Consider the following 15,294-nt stretch of genomic DNA (forward strand, 5'->3'; position numbering starts at 1 on the left):
TGCACGTCAACGCGAACAGACATAACTCATAGAATTGCACGCAAAAAAAAGCTGGTTCCTTTGTCAGGAACCAGCTTTTTTTCTATTATATCCGTTATGCCCAAGTAGGCTGTACTTTCAAGACTGCAGCTTCGCGCTTGTAGGTGCTCACCGGCTCAAGTTCGACAGCTGGCGCTGCCGCTACCGCGGCAACCGGAGCTTCCGGCTCAACCCGTCTGATATCCGCACCTAGTGCGGCAAGCTTGCCTGTAATATCGACATAACCGCGGTCGACGTGGTAAATGCCGGATACTTCCGTCTCCCCGTCTGCGCGGAGAGCCGCACAGATCAGAGCGGCGCCTGCGCGAAGATCGGTTGCGCACACTTTGGCGCCAACGAGCGGTACATTGCCGGTTACGAACGCCGAACGGCCTTCGACCTTAATCTGCGCGCTCATCTTCTTGAACTCTTCCACATGCATGAAACGGTTCTCGAATACCGTCTCCGTTACGACAGAGGTCCCTTCCGATACAAGCAGCAGCGCCATCATCTGGGACTGCATGTCAGTTGGGAAGCCCGGATGCGGCAATGTTTTCACATCCACCGATTTAAGCGATTTAGGAGCACGAACACGAATGCCGTTATCCGATTCCGTGACTTCCACGCCCATCTCCTGGAGCTTCGAGATGACCGGCGTCAAATGGTCGCCAATCGCATTTTCCACAAATACGTCCCCGCCCGTGATTGCTGCAGCAATCATAAACGTGCCTGCTTCCACACGGTCGGGAATCACGTTATGCGTTACGCCATGCATACAGTCAACGCCTTCGATCCGGATCTCGCCCGTACCGGCACCGCGAACCTTAGCACCCATGGCGTTTAAGTAGTTAGCAAGGTCAACGATCTCCGGCTCTTTCGCCGCGTTCTCGATCGTTGTTGTGCCTTCCGCCAAAGCGGCGGCCATCATAATATTTTCCGTTGCCCCGACGCTGGCTACATCCAGATAGATCTTCGCACCTTTAAGTCGCGTCTTCGTACTTGCTTCAATGAAGCCGTGTCCAAGCGTGATCTCCGCTCCCATTGCCTCGAAGCCCTTCAGGTGCTGGTCAATTGGTCTTGTACCAATCGCGCAGCCGCCCGGAAGCGAAATACGGACCTTGCCGATTCTGGCGAGCAACGGACCCATAACGAGAAAGGAAGCACGCATCTTGCGTACAAACTCGTATGGAGCCTCAAAGGTGGAAATCTTCCCCGCAGAAATCTGCATCGTCTCATTGTTGTAAGTAATTTTTGCGCCTAACGAAGCTAATACTTTCTGAATGGTCATTACATCGTCGAGGAGGGGAACGTCACAGATGACGCTGTCTCCTTCCGCCGCTAATAACGAGGCCGCCAAAATGGGAAGTACTGCATTTTTTGCACCGCTGACACGGACCGTTCCCGATAGACGCTGGCCTCCGCGGACGATAATTTTGGTCATCTTATAGTTCCCTCCGCGAACTGAATTTCTCCAAACATTAGTTCCATTTTTAGTATAAGAAAATGACAAATTCATGCTTTATCCAACCTTCATCTTATCATTCATTTACACAAATCGACAAGCGGTAAATTATTACCAGAAAGATCGTCAAAAAGCACTAAAAAAACCGCTAATGCCGAGTCGAAAGCACTGCCCTCTGTTGCCGTTCGGGCAGCATTTTCAATTCGAATCCGGGGCTTTATATATAGTTGTTCGTAGTCTCGTGTCATTTTCATACCGTCCTGTAGTATCCATTGTTGGCTTTTTTGTACGTTGTTATTCGACAAAATACCGCAGGAGCTTCGTCCAGTTCCAATAATCGAGTATAAAACCGGCGAAGCCGTGACCGATAACAACAGCCATGACAACCTGAAACATCCTTGCCTTGGGACTGCGCGGGAATTTAAAAAATACATCCAGCTTGATCTCCTGCAGGATATACCAGACGAAAACAATACTGAATAAATTAACGACGATTGAAAATAACGCGATGGTCCCGGTTGCATTTTGCGCATCGTTCACCATTTGATCGATACCCATCTGGTTTAAATTTCCCTTCTACATCAATATGTCTGATTCATGGTTATTGTCTATATACCCGGTATAAAATCGTTGTAAACTCCGCCCGGCTCGCTTTTTTGCCCGGCTCGTATACATTGTCCTCCGTACCGCTGATAACCCCCTTCAGCTTCAGTGCGTTCAGCATCGGAGCGGCCCAATGATTGCGCCCTACATCCTTGAACGGATTGCCCAGCGGCGCTACGGGCCTCACCTGATCCGCATAACCGATAATCATCGCCATCTCGGCTCTTGTTACCGGCAGGTCCGGACGGAAAGTCCCGTCCGGGAATCCTTTGATCCATCCCTTCTGAACCGCTTTGGCAATCGCCCCGTAAGCCCAATGATCGAAATCCAGATCCTTGAACCGGACATCGGAAGGCATGCCGTATACAACCGGCTTATACGCTTTGATCGCCATTGCTACCGCTTCCGCACGGGTAATCGGACGGTTCGGCTCAAAGGTATAAGGACCGGTGCCGCTCACGATGCCAAGCTGGCTCATCTCCACGACGGCGTCCCTCGACCAATGGCTGCCGATATCGCGGAAGCCTGCCACGAGCGGATCGAACTTCACTTTAAACCGATAATACTGCTTGTCAAAAGCGCCGTTAGCCGTAAGTTTTATGTAGTACACGCCAGGCTGCAGAACCTTATTTGCGGCTTGAAGCGATCCGCTTCGTCCGGTCAGCTGAGTGAAGACCAGCTTCTGCTTCTTATCGTATGCTTCCAGCTTCATCATTTTGCCTGCCGGAACGTTAAACAAATTCAGGTCTACGACGCTTGTTGAAGCAAGTCGGATCTGGAACCAGTCAACATCGCTTGCGCTGCCTATGACCCCGACATATTCCGTGCCGGAGGTTGTCATGAGCGCTTCGTAATATTTGTCGTTAGGTTCATTGGGATCCACGTATTTCGGAACGTAGTCCATCTTCAGCGTGTAGGTTCCGACGGTGGGACTTGCTTCGGAAGATATCGCATTGTGCACCCGGATATAGTACTTGCCCGGCGAAACGGTCAGGACGGGAGACTGCTCGGCTTCGCCCTCCCGCTCCTCATCGTAAGACATAAGCGCCTGGCCAGCCTGCTGAACCGCAAGCTCGGGATCCATTCGCACCGTATTGGTGGTTACCCGGAGACTTAACGTACCGCCCTGCGTAAAAGTCACCGCATACCAGTCCCTGTCGGCTAGCTGATGGAAGGAACCGGTGATGCTCTGACTGCGCGGCTGAAGCGTAAACGCCTCATACGGTTTGTCATTAGGCTCGTAACTGTCCGGAGCCATGCTGAAGGTTGCCGTCAACAGGTAAGGCAGCTTCAGATCCAAGTCCTTGTTCATATATTGAATCAAAAAAGCTTGCTTGCCTTTTTTCACCGCAAAATCAACTACGCGGCTCCCCAGCCTGGTCTCCGCCGAAGCCTTCAGCGTATCGCCGGCATAATGCGATAAACGGACAGCCGGCGTTGCGCTGCCCTCTGGGGTCAGCTCCTCAAAATTCAGCGTGATGATGCCATCATAAGGAGCATCTAACGTATACCAGTCGAGATCGCTGCCGCCGGAGAGCAGCGCCGTAACCTGTTTGCCTGCCGGCAGCGGCTTGGCGCTCGCACGAGTGCCGTTCGGTTCAAAGCGGTCGGACTTCGCCGTCATCGTAACGGCTTTATCCACCTGCAGCAGACCGTATCCGGATTTGTCATCCAGGCCGGGGGCACCGATATCCTTGGCGGACTGGCGGAGAAGTTCCCTCACCTGGTAAGGCTCAAGCGAAGGATAACGGGCCCATACCAGCGCTGCCGCAGCCGCAACCTGCGGGGCAGCCATGGACGTCCCTTCTTCTTTCTTATAGCGTCCTCCTATTGCGGTTGTATATACATTCCAGGACGCCGCAAGATCGATTTCCGGTCCGGGGTTCGAACGGGGATCCGGCGTATTGTCCGGCTTCACTCCGCTGACGCCAAGCACGGTCGGATAAGCAGCGGGGTATTTGACCTCCGCTTTATCCCCGTGGGTCAGCCCATCGTTGCCCGCGGCGGCAACAAGGACCACGCCTTTGCTTTCGGCGTAATTGACGATGTCCAGCATATAAGGCGAGTAACGGTTAAGACCTACGGACATGACAACAATCCGGGCACCGTTACGGACCGCGTACAGGATGGCCTCCCCTAAATCGCGTTCCGTTCCGTCCCCTTGCGAGTCAAGCGCTTTAATTGGCATCAGCTTGGCTTCCCAGAGGATGCCGCTTACCCCTACGCCGTTATTGCCTTCAGCCGCAATAACGCCGGCCACCGCGGTTCCGTGGCCATTATCGTCATCCGGCGGTTTGTTCGGCTGCACAAAGTTGGTGCCGGGAACCAGATTCCGCTTCAAATCCGGGTGATCCAGATCAATCCCGGTATCCACGATCGCAATGGTCAGATCGGTTTGCGTCCGCTCGGTCTTCCAGGCTTCCAGCGCGCCGATCTGCTTCAGATAGGTCTGCTTGCCGATTTCAGGATCATCCGCCGCGGTTTGCTCCGCGGCGAGGATATGCACCCGCTCATTCGGGTGCACGTATTCGACGCCCGGCTCGCGTTGCAGCCGGGCGGCCCAGGCGCTGGTGTCCGCCCCGCTGTCCGCGGGCTGGACGAGCCAGACCTCCGCCGCCTCGCTGCTCTGGCGGCGGAGCACACGCGTCCCGCGCAGCTCATGCGCCTGCGCGGGTTCGCGCCATTTGAGGAGCCAGCCTTGCGGCTCCTCTTTTGCCCCGGCGGGGGCGCCTGCGACGGCTTTGCTTGCCGCAGCGGCCTCAGCCGGGGCTAAGCCTGCAGGTGCGGCGGGCATAGCCGCCCCGCAGGCGAGAATCCCCGCGAGGAGAAGCGCGGGGAGGGATCTTTTCAATACGCTGCCGAGAGCATCTCTTCTCATCAGTTTCTGCCTTTATCGGTATATTTGTCTCCGTCTCAAATTATACGTATGCTCTTGCCACACGTTTCTTTATTGACCGTTTAATAGTCTCTATTTATCTCCTATTACCATTCGATTTCCGGGCCCCGATCTCCTGTCTCTAGCAAAAGATAATTACCTGTAAAGAGGATGATAAAGCCATGATATAGCTAACGAAGTTCGCATATCCCTACTCTTCCGTCACTCCTAATTACTTGGGGACTCTAATCTCCGTCTTCCCCATATTCCGCCGCATTCCCACCACGCCGGCCCCTTTGGGACCTTAACCTAGCCTCACCGGCATTTCCGCAGCATTCCCATCTCAACCACCCTACCTAAGATCCCTCAGGCACCTTAATCACATACAAACTAGCTGCTTCTTATCTATTAAGCTCCCTTAGGGATTTTAACCTCCGCCTTCACCCGTATTTCAGCCGCATCCCCACCTCAACCACTTTACTTAAGGACCCTCAGGGACCTTAAATACTCACAAACTAGGTACTTTTTGTTTATTAAGGCCCCTTAGGGACCTTAACCTCCACCTACAACCGCATTTCCCCCGCTTTCCCACCTCAACCACTCTACTTAAGGTCCTTCAGGGACCTTAAACACTCACAAACTAGCTGCTTCTTGTCTATTAAGGCCCCTCAAGGACCTTAACCTCCGCCTACACCGAATTTCCGCCGCATCCCGCATCCCCACCTTATTAACTTCTACTTAGGCTCCGCTTACTCCCCATTTTATATAAGACCCTGTCAGGATCTTATTCAATCCAACTCGGCAGCCAGCTAACTTGATAAAGGAACCGCAGGGTCTTTATCCTTCCTATTCCAGCCCCCAACCAGCTTGATAAGACCCTGCCAGGGTCTTATCCTTTCATTCCCTCCCCTTTCCCATGTCCCGCAAAAGGATCGTTAACCGCCATACGCTTTTTCATCTCCCAATTCTAACTCAACTCCCCCCTTCCCAACACAAAAAAGCCCAGCGGCAATCCAGCCGCTGAGCCCAACCCAACCAATCTATTTCACGAACAAATCCGCCTGAATCGTAAACACCGCGTCGATCCATTTCATAAGCGGACCCGGCAATACGCCAAGAGCAACCGTTGCGGCCGCGCAGATCCAGATGACGATTCCCGTTACAGCCGGCACATGAATGTGATCCTCTTCCTCGCCGTTTGACCGCATAAACATCTGCCGGATAATGCCGAAGTAGAAGTAGTAGGAAATAACGGTGCTAACCACCATAATGGCAACCAGCCAGTAAGCTTTTACGCTGGCCGCTCCGAGAAGGATAAACAGCTTGCCGAAAAATCCGGCCGTAACCGGCAATCCCGAGAGCGACAATATAAAGATCAGCATAGCCGCCGCTGTCCACGGGGCCCGGTAATAGAGACCGGAGAAGCCTTTCAGCTCTTCATGCCCCGCTGCCCTCGCGATTACCGTTACAACGGCAAATGCGCCTACGTTCATGAGCAGGTACGCAACCAGGTAAAACACAAACTCGGCGAAATTATTGCTATGGATGATCGTCACCGAGATCGCAATCGGTACGAGCAAATACCCGGCATTCGCTACGCCCGATAAGGCGAGCAGCCGTTTCGCCTGCTTTTGCCGCAGAGCCGATACCGTACCGGCTATCATCGCCGCAGCGGCAATGACCAGCAGAGCGAAGAAGACATCATCGCCCGCTTGCTTTTCCGGACCGCCGGTGAGGAAAAACGCGCTGCTGTACAGGAAACGGAATACCGCTGCCAGAGCAGCTCCCTTCGCAATTACCGCCAGGAAAGCGGAAACCGGCGTTGGCGCTCCTTGATACACATCCGCTGCCCATACGTGGAACGGAGCGGCCGCGATTTTGATTCCGAAGCCCGCGATCAGGAAGAAGAATCCTACATAAACCAAAGCCTTATAATCCGCAAACGCCTGCGGCAGCGCCGTCGGGAAATCGGCAAGACTTACCGACCCGGTCACGCCGTACAGATAAGACATTCCGAACAAGACAAAGGCTGACGCGATGCCTCCTGTAACCACATACTTGAAAGCCGCCTCGGCCGATAGCGTAGAGCGTTTTCGCAAGCCAACCAGTACATAGGTCGTGATGCTAAGCAGCTCAAGCCCGATATACAAGGTGACGAGATTGCCGGAGGAGGCCATAATCATAGCTCCGGCCGCTGCCGGAAGCAGCAAGTAATAGAATTCGGCTTTGTCCGTTACCGCGTCATCCTTTTGCGTGGAGCCAAGCCCCAGCAATACGACCAGTGACGTACCGATCAGGAAGATTATTTTCAACAGATTGCCGTAATCATCCACCCGATAGCTGGCGCCAAGGAGCGAGATGGCTTTACCGGCTTCAGCCGCCTCCGCCGCCGAAACGCCGGAAGGATTCATATCCATCATCCGCCAGATGACGGCTGCAAGCGACAGCAGCAAGCCCGCTAAAGACAACCAGCCGATAACCGCGCGGTTCGTCCGCCCCGGAAGAATCAAGTCCGTTACGATAAGGATTAGGAACATGGCGGCAAGGATAAGCTCCGGAGCGAGATACAACGTATCATGCCATGTCAACGGTACAAATTCGGCCATCGCTTACCCCCCCATCCTTAACGAAAATAACGGCTTGAACAGGCTGTCAACGCTGTATTGGAACGTATCCGTCAGCACGGACGGGTAACAGCCCAGCAGCAGGATAAACGCCAGCAGCACGATCATCGGCAGAGCTTCAACCAGCCTGGCGTCCTTGACCGCGAGATACCGTTCTTCAATAGGGCCAAAGGTTGTTTTCAGCACTGCCCTTAGGACGTATACGGCGGTCAGAATGACGCCGATGACCGAGAAGCCGGCAATCCAAGGCTGGCTGTCGAACAAGCCAAGCAGCGACAGGAATTCGCCCACAAAGCCCGATAGACCCGGCAGACCCAAGGATGCAAGACCTCCGGCAAGCAGAATGCCCGAGATAAACGGCATCGATCGCGCCAGCCCGCCAAGCTCGGATAAGTTTGTCGTCTTCGTTCTCTCGTATAGGCTTCCGACAATCAGGAACAGGAGCGCCGAGATCAGGCCATGCGAGACAAGCTGGAACACGGCCCCCTGCAAGCCTATCTGGTTAAAGGCCGCAAGCCCCAGCAGAACGATCCCCATATGGCTGATCGAGGAGTACGCGAGAACCAGCTTGAGATCTGTCTGCCGAAAAGCAACAAGAGCCCCGTACAGCAGATTGGCCAGGCCAAGAGAGGCCAGTACAATCGCCCAGTCCTTCGCCTGCTCGGGGAACAGCACAATGCCGAACCGGATCAGACCGTATGCCCCCATCTTGAGCAGCACGCCGGAGTGAATCATAACGATCGCCGGATGCGCCTCATTGTGAACCTTCAGCATCCAGGTGTGGAACGGCAGAATCGGGAGCTTGATCCCAAACGCCACTACCAGCAGGAGGAAAATAACCGTATGCATAGCAGCCGACATATGGAACGGGTTCAATCCGCCCGTCTGATCCGGAGCAAGGTTCACCCACGCAGAAGGATCGGACAAATTGCGAAGAATATCCGCATAGCTGCCGCTGTAAATAAAGGATGAGGTATCCTGATCGATATGGAAGCCGGCCGTATTCACAAGAAGAATAAAGGCAATAAGCATGATAGCCGATCCAAGCCCGTTGTAGATAACGAACTGATTAGCGGCCCGCTCCCGGTTGAAGTAACCCCAGATCCCGATCAGGAAGTACATCGCGATAAGCGTAATTTCGAAGAAAATAAAGAACAGGAATAAATCCCGCGCCATAAATACGCCAAGCACGCCCGTCTCCAGGAGCAGGAACCAGGCGTAGAACGCCTTCCATCGCTTTTTCACGTGAACGGAAGCAAATGCCGCCATCGCCGTAATCAGCGTCGTCAGAATGACAAGCGGCAAGGACAAACCGTCGATGCCCACATCATACTGGAACGACAGCGTGTAGCTCGTTACCCCATTCGAGGCTTGCGTCTCTTTGTTTAACGGAACTTCTACCCAGGTAGCCGTCTCCTCAAAGGAGTTGCCGCCCTGATGCTTGTCGTAATCGGCATACAGCCATAGGGACAAGAGAAGCGGAATCAGCGTGGCAACGATAGCTGCAGTCTGCAGCCATCGGTTACGGTGCTTCGGCAGAAAAAGAACAACCAGCAGCCCGATAAGCGGGGTTACGAGAATAATCGATAGAATCGGAAGATCGGTCAGGTCCGTCATTTACCAAAACCTCCTTCCAACGATTGCCGCGATTATAACGATAAGACCAATAACCGCGGTCAAGCCGTACGCTTGCGTCTGACCGTTGTTCAGCCTGGTCAGCACCCGGCCGCCCGCTCCAGCGGTATAACCAACTAGCCGGACTGCGCCGCCAATCACATATTCGTCAAAAGCGTTCAGGCCCTTGCCCACGGCGCGTACCGATTTGACAATTACGGCGTCATAAAATTCGTTTACGTAATATTGCCGCTCCAGCAGATTAACAAGCCACGGTATCTTGTCTCCTGCAGCGCCTCGCTCGATGCTGCCTTTGCCGTACATAAGCCAACCTACATAGATGCCAAGCACGCCGACGGCTATGGAAGCCACAATCGCAGCGCCGCTTGCATGAACGTCCTCCGCGCCGTCCGTCAGCCAGCTGCCCAGCCAACCGTTCCAAGGCGTTTCGATAAAACCCGCTCCAACCGATATAACGGCAAGCACGAGCAGCGGAATGGTCATCACCTTCGAGGATTCTTTCACCTCGGCCGGCTGCTGAAGACGGGATTTGCCCATAAAGACGATAAAGAATAATCGGGACATATACAACGCTGTACAGAAGGCCGCCGCCAGTCCAACGGCAAACAGGAACGGATTCTCGTCAAGCGCGGAAGCCAGAATCGCATCCTTGGACCAGAAGCCCGAGAACGGCGGAATACCGGATAGGGATAACGCTCCGATTGCAAAAGTCCATGCCGTGATTCGCATTTTGGAGCCAAGACCGCCCATTTCGTGAATGTTCTGGGTATGTACCGCATGAATCACGCTGCCGGCCGCCAGGAACAATAGCGCCTTGAAGAAAGCATGCGTGAACAGATGGAAAATACCGCCCGTCATCGAGCCAAGCCCCATCGCCATAACCATGTAACCAAGCTGGCTGATGGTTGAGTAGGCAAGAATCCGTTTAATATCGTTTTGCGCGAGCGCTACGGTTGCGGCGAATATTGCCGTAAACCCGCCGAAGTAAGCGACCGTATGCATCGCGGCCGCGGAAGCCTCGAAGATATCAAACGTTCTCGCAAGGAGAAATACGCCGGCAGCTACCATCGTCGCCGCATGGATCAAGGCACTGATCGGCGTTGGCCCCTCCATCGCATCCGGAAGCCACACATGCAAGGGGAATTGACCGGACTTGCCGATGACCCCCATGAACAGAAGCAGGGCAATCGAGGTTGTAATGGCCATCGTAATCGTACCGGACTGCCCTTCGGTAAACACATTATGTATGCTGCTGAAATCAAGCGCATGGCCGGGCATATACCAGAACAGCACGATAATGCCAAGCAGCAGCCCCGCGTCGCCGATTCTAGTCACGATAAACGCCTTTTTCGCCGCAGCGCGGGCCGCCGGTTTTGCATACCAGAAGCCAACAAGCAAGAAGGAGCAGACGCCAACAAGCTCCCAGAACATATAGAAGACCAGCATATTGTCGGACAGCACCAGCCCTAGCATCGCAAAGGTAAAGAGCGCGACATAGCCGTAAAAGACCGTGATGCGTTCATCCTTTTTCATGTAGCCGGCCGAATACACGTTTACGAGAAAGCTGACCACCGTCACGATAACAAGCATAAGGGCATTCAGATTCGTAATTTCAAAACCGATTTTAAGCGTATATTCGCCAAGACCAATCCATTTGTAGCTGTCGCCGCTGTAATCTACTGCATTCGGACCCAATCTCTCGATAAAAACAAGCAGGGACATGACCAGCGACGCAAGCGAGCCAATCGTACCGATCAGCACGCCCGCCAGCCGGTAGCTCCTGCCGAGGGCCGTGAGCAGAAGGAAGGCAGCAAACGGGAAGAGCGGAATGAGCCACGCTGCTTTCGTTAATTGATCCACGGGTCACATCACCTCTTCATTTCGTCGAATTCATCTACATTAACGGTACCTCGCGCGCGGAACAAGGCGATTAGCACCGCTACCCCAACAGCAGCCTCCGCCGCCGCCACCGTAATGGCGAACAAAGCGAATACCTGGCCGGTCAGAGACGGAACAACCCCGTATTTGGAGAACGCGACCAAATTCAGATTTACCGCGTTCAGCATAAGCTCAATCGATAACAGGACGATCACGGCATTCCGTTTCACCAAGGCTCCATACAGCCCGATGCAAAACAGGATCGCCGCCATCGTCAGATAGGATGGAAGCATGTTAATCCGCCCCCTTTTTCGCAATAGCAATCGCGCCAATAAAAGCAACCGTCAGCAGCACCGACAACAGCTCGAACGGCACGACGTATCCCGTATACAGCAGCTGGCCAATGCTCGACGTATTATCCTCTACCGCTTGCAGCGGCTGGGCATCGGGAAAATCCGTCGTTCGGATGGCATAAAACAGAATCCCGAACAGGCATAACGCTCCTACAGCGGCCAGCGTCTCGTGGAGAGGCTTAACCGGATCGGCCTGTTTATTCTGATGATTGGTCATCATAATGCCGAATATCATCAGAATGGACACAGCCCCCGCATAGATCAGCACCTGGACAAAAGCCACAAATTCCGCGTCCAGCAGCACAAACATCCCGGCTAGGCCCAGGAACACCGCAGCCATGGAGATGACCATATGCACGACCTTCTGAAGACTAACCATAAGGACAGCTCCGATGATCATAATCGCCGAGAAGATAAAAAAGGTGGCGAACTCGCCATTAAAATCAATATTGAACAACTTATTTGGCGCCTCCTTTCGCAGGAGCCCCGATGTTATTGTTATCTTGACGGACTAGCGTGTTATTGTCGGTCAGCCACTCGACATCCTTGAACAGATCATCGCGGCTGTACGCGGACAGCTCGAAATGATTGGTCATCACAATCGCTTCCGTCGGACAAACCTCGGTGCATAAGTCGCATAGGATGCAAATTTCGAAATTGATATCAAACGTGTCGATGACTTTGCCTTTTTTGGCCGGGTCGGGGTTTGGCTTGCCGGTCAGCGTAATGCAGTCGGTCGGACAGATTCTTGCGCACTGGTTGCAGACGATGCAGAGGTCCGGAATAAAATGCTGAATGCCGCGGAACCGGTCCGGCATAACAATCGGCTCGTCGGGATAAGATGTCGTCACTTTTTTCGATACCATTGATTTGAGCGTCACGCCAAGCCCTTGCACAAGTCCATTCATGGCTAGATCCTCCTAAAAAGAATTGCTTCGTAAGCATAAGCTTAAAGAATTGCGAAGCAGCCTTTATTTTACGAACAGCTCCAGATAACCCGCCGTCAGAAATACGTTTAGCAGCGATACCGGCAGCAGCACCTTCCAGCCCAGCCCCATCAGCTGATCAACCCGGATACGCGGGAAGCTCGCCCGGATCCAGAATAAGAAAAACACGATAAACGCGAATTTGAGCAGGAACCAGATAATTCCCGGCACAAAATCAAGAAACGGCGCCGGCGCGTGCCATCCGCCGAGGAACAGCACGGTCGTCAAAGCCGCAATCGCATAGACGTAGACATACTCCGACAGCATAAAGAACGCAAAACGGAAGCCGCTGTATTCCACATGATAACCGGCAACCAGCTCCGACTCGGCCTCGGGCAGGTCAAACGGCGTACGGTTCAGCTCGGATACCGCCGCAATCATGAACACTACAAAGCCGATAATTTGCGGAATAAAGTTCCAATCCCAGAACCATCCGCCGGACTGCGCCGCCACGATATCCCTCAGATTAAGGCTGCCGCTGAGCAGGATTACGCCAACGACGGAGATAACGAGCGGAACCTCGTAGCTGATCATTTGCGCTGCCGAGCGCATGCCGCCAAGAAGAGCGTATTTATTGTTCGAAGCCCAGCCCCCAAGCACAATGGCCAAGGTTGAGATGCCCGATAAGGCGGCGTAATAGAGCAAACCGACGTTCAGATCGGCAAAATAAAGCTTCTCCGTATAAGGAATAACCGCGAGTACCGTAAAAGCGGGCACGTAGCAGAGTATAGGGGCCAGAATGAACAGAAGGCGGTCGGCTTTGCGCGGAATCGTGTCTTCCTTAATAAGAAGCTTGAATATGTCGGCCACCGTCTGAAGAAGGCCAAGAGGACCAACCCGGTTTGGACCGATCCGAAGCTGCATCCAGCCGATAACCTTCCGTTCAAAATAAATAGCGTAGGTCACAAAGCCAAGCACAACGAACAGGAACACCGCGCTCCATAGAAAAATAATAACCGCATTGCCCCAAGTCATCGAGTCATGCAGCCATGCACCCATCAGCAATCAACCTCCCCGACTACAATGTCGACGCCGCCGAGGATCGTAATCAGGTTGGTCATCGTCTCTCCCACCAGCAGCTTGGGCAAAATCTGCAGATTCACAAAGGACGGCCGCCGGAACTTCAGGCGGTAAGGCTCTGCTTTTCCTTTCGAGACGATATGACAGCCGATCTCCCCGCGGGGTGATTCAATACGTACATACACTTCTCCTGCCGGAGGACGGATAACGCGGGGCACCTTGCCCATCGTCTCTCCGCCTGACGGCATCTGCTCAAGCGCCTGCTCGAGAATGCGGAGGCTCTGCTTAATCTCCTCCAGCCGAATGACATAACGGTCGTAACAGTCTCCGTTTTTGCCCAGCGGTACATCAAATTCGAAGCGGCTATACAAACTGTACGGCTCCGCCTTGCGCAAATCCCAGTCTACGCCGGTACAGCGCAGGTTGGCGCCGGACAGACCATAATCGATCGCCGTTGCCGCATCGTATCGGCCAATGCCTTTAATTCGGGCGAGGAAAATCTCGTTGCCGCTCACCAGCTTGTCGTATTCCTGCAGCTTGCCGTACATGTACGGAATGAAACCCCGCACTTTATCCAGCCAGCCCGGCGGCGCATCCCATTTCACTCCGCCAACCCTCATATAATTGTAAGTCAAACGAGCCCCGCACAGTTCATTAAATAAATTAATAATAATCTCCCGATCGCGGAAGGCATAGAGGAACGGACTCATCGCCCCGATATCCAGCAGGTAAGTACCCCACCATACGAGGTGACTGGCAACCCGCTGCAGTTCCATTACGATAAGGCGCATAAACTCCGCCCGTTCGGGGATTTCAAGCCCCATCATTGTCTCGACGGCATGAACCAACACGTAGTTATTGGTCATGGCCGCCACGTAATCCATCCGGTCGGTATAAGGGATAATCTGCGTATAATTCAATTGCTCGGCAAGCTTCTCGGTACCGCGGTGCAAATACCCCATAACCGGGGTTGCTTCCGTGATGACTTCACCATCGAGTTTGACAACGATACGGAAAACGCCATGCGTGCTGGGATGCTGGGGACCGACATTCAATAGAAGTTCTTCGGTACGAATCACGCTGCAGCTACACCTCCGAATCGAGCGGCTCATAATCTTTGCGCAGCGGGTGGCCGACCCAGTCGTCGGACATCATAATGCGGCGCAGATCGGGATGGCCCGGGAATGTTACTCCTAACAGATCATAGATTTCACGTTCGTTCCAATTCGCGGTTGCCCAGACGGGCGTCGCCGAAGCGATAACGGGGTCGCTGCGGTCTGCCTTCACCTTCACCGCCAGCTCTCGCCGGCTTTCGAGGTGGACCAGGTGATAGACAACCTCCAGATGCGTCTCGTAATCAACGCCGGAGACATTCCGCAAATAAGTAAAATGGAGCTCTTCATGCCGCTTCAGCAGTTCGGCCGTCGCGGCCCAATGCTCGTTCTTTACGATAATCGTCGGCATATGCCGGCTCATCTCGTTAATATATGCATCCTCCAGCGCCTCTTCATGAACGAGGCTGCGAATCAGCTTCGCTGCCGCATCAAGCTCCGGCTGCCTGGGCGACGGCTCCGGCGGTGGCGGCGGCTCTGCCGCCTCCGGCGCTGCTCCACCCGCGTTTGCGGCTTCCTTCGCCGCCGCTCTCGCCGCGCGGGCTTCCGCCGCCGCCTTCAGCTTCGCTTCCCGCTCCGCATCCACCGCGCCCTCCGGCGCTGTTCCGCCCGCGTTCGCGGCTTCCTTCGCCGCCGCTCTCGCCGCGCGGGCTTCCGCCGCCGCCTTCAGCTTCGCTTCCCGCTCCGCATCCACCGCGCCCTCCGGCGCTGTTCCGCCCGCGTTCGCG

12 protein-coding genes are annotated in these 15,294 nt (G+C 54.1%); all 12 read right to left on the reverse strand.

What is annotated here, in order from left to right; genetic code table 11:
* Positions 1-94: 94 nt before the first annotated feature.
* Complete coding sequence (gene murA / locus WFJ73_RS30500; RefSeq protein WP_336776642.1) at positions 95-1,459, reverse strand: UDP-N-acetylglucosamine 1-carboxyvinyltransferase; 1,365 nt, start codon at positions 1,457-1,459, stop codon at positions 95-97.
* Between the two features lie 315 nt (positions 1,460-1,774).
* A complete protein-coding gene (locus tag WFJ73_RS30505) occupies positions 1,775-2,038 on the reverse strand; it encodes a DUF1146 family protein (RefSeq protein ID WP_015847343.1) in 264 nt (87 codons plus the stop codon).
* A 43-nt stretch (positions 2,039-2,081) separates the two neighbouring features.
* Entirely contained in the window at positions 2,082-4,961 is a 2,880-nt protein-coding gene (locus WFJ73_RS30510) for a S8 family serine peptidase (protein ID WP_336776643.1), read from the reverse strand.
* 1,037 nt (positions 4,962-5,998) lie between these two features.
* The gene (locus WFJ73_RS30515; protein ID WP_336776644.1) at positions 5,999-7,564 is read right to left on the reverse strand and encodes an NADH-quinone oxidoreductase subunit N; all 1,566 of its coding nucleotides are present in this window, start codon (positions 7,562-7,564) and stop codon (positions 5,999-6,001) included.
* Between the two features lie 3 nt (positions 7,565-7,567).
* Positions 7,568-9,199 carry a complex I subunit 4 family protein gene (locus WFJ73_RS30520; RefSeq protein ID WP_336776645.1) on the reverse strand — a complete coding sequence of 544 codons (1,632 nt, stop codon included), beginning with the start codon at positions 9,197-9,199 and terminating at the stop codon, positions 7,568-7,570.
* Positions 9,200-11,077, reverse strand: coding sequence for an NADH-quinone oxidoreductase subunit L (gene nuoL / locus WFJ73_RS30525; protein WP_336776646.1), 1,878 nt, complete (start codon positions 11,075-11,077; stop codon positions 9,200-9,202).
* 8 nt (positions 11,078-11,085) lie between these two features.
* Positions 11,086-11,388: an NADH-quinone oxidoreductase subunit NuoK gene (gene nuoK / locus WFJ73_RS30530; RefSeq protein ID WP_015847348.1), complete on the reverse strand. Its 303-nt coding sequence runs from the start codon at positions 11,386-11,388 to the stop codon at positions 11,086-11,088.
* Between the two features lies 1 nt (position 11,389).
* Entirely contained in the window at positions 11,390-11,905 is a 516-nt protein-coding gene (locus tag WFJ73_RS30535; protein ID WP_015847349.1) for an NADH-quinone oxidoreductase subunit J, read from the reverse strand.
* Between the two features lies 1 nt (position 11,906).
* Positions 11,907-12,356, reverse strand: a complete 450-nt coding sequence (nuoI, locus tag WFJ73_RS30540; RefSeq protein ID WP_336776647.1) for an NADH-quinone oxidoreductase subunit NuoI — start codon at positions 12,354-12,356, stop codon at positions 11,907-11,909.
* A 63-nt stretch (positions 12,357-12,419) separates the two neighbouring features.
* Positions 12,420-13,433: an NADH-quinone oxidoreductase subunit NuoH gene (nuoH, locus tag WFJ73_RS30545; RefSeq protein WP_336776648.1), complete on the reverse strand. Its 1,014-nt coding sequence runs from the start codon at positions 13,431-13,433 to the stop codon at positions 12,420-12,422.
* The gene (locus tag WFJ73_RS30550) at positions 13,433-14,533 is read right to left on the reverse strand and encodes an NADH-quinone oxidoreductase subunit D (protein ID WP_336776649.1); all 1,101 of its coding nucleotides are present in this window, start codon (positions 14,531-14,533) and stop codon (positions 13,433-13,435) included. Before WFJ73_RS30550 ends, nuoH begins: the two co-directional genes overlap by 1 nt.
* Before the next feature lie 7 nt (positions 14,534-14,540).
* The coding region (locus WFJ73_RS30555) for an NADH-quinone oxidoreductase subunit C (RefSeq protein ID WP_336776650.1) at positions 14,541-15,294 on the reverse strand (754 nt) is incomplete at its 5' end.

This window comes from Paenibacillus sp. MMO-58 (genome assembly GCF_037146255.1).
Classification (GTDB): Bacteria; Bacillota; Bacilli; order Paenibacillales; family Paenibacillaceae; genus Pristimantibacillus.

What these genes read in the sequence shown, in the direction of transcription:
- WFJ73_RS30505 (WP_015847343.1), bottom strand. Translation starts at nt 2,038, where the DNA reads ATGGGTATCGATCAAATGGTGAACGATGCGCAAAATGCAACCGGGACC.
- WFJ73_RS30520 (WP_336776645.1), bottom strand. Translation starts at nt 9,199, where the DNA reads ATGACGGACCTGACCGATCTTCCGATTCTATCGATTATTCTCGTAACC.
- nuoH (WP_336776648.1), bottom strand. Translation starts at nt 13,433, where the DNA reads ATGGGTGCATGGCTGCATGACTCGATGACTTGGGGCAATGCGGTTATT.
- nuoK (WP_015847348.1), bottom strand. Translation starts at nt 11,388, where the DNA reads ATGCTTCCATCCTATCTGACGATGGCGGCGATCCTGTTTTGCATCGGG.
- murA (WP_336776642.1), bottom strand. Translation starts at nt 1,459, where the DNA reads ATGACCAAAATTATCGTCCGCGGAGGCCAGCGTCTATCGGGAACGGTC.
- WFJ73_RS30515 (WP_336776644.1), bottom strand. Translation starts at nt 7,564, where the DNA reads ATGGCCGAATTTGTACCGTTGACATGGCATGATACGTTGTATCTCGCT.
- WFJ73_RS30510 (WP_336776643.1), bottom strand. Translation starts at nt 4,961, where the DNA reads ATGAGAAGAGATGCTCTCGGCAGCGTATTGAAAAGATCCCTCCCCGCG.
- nuoI (WP_336776647.1), bottom strand. Translation starts at nt 12,356, where the DNA reads ATGAATGGACTTGTGCAAGGGCTTGGCGTGACGCTCAAATCAATGGTA.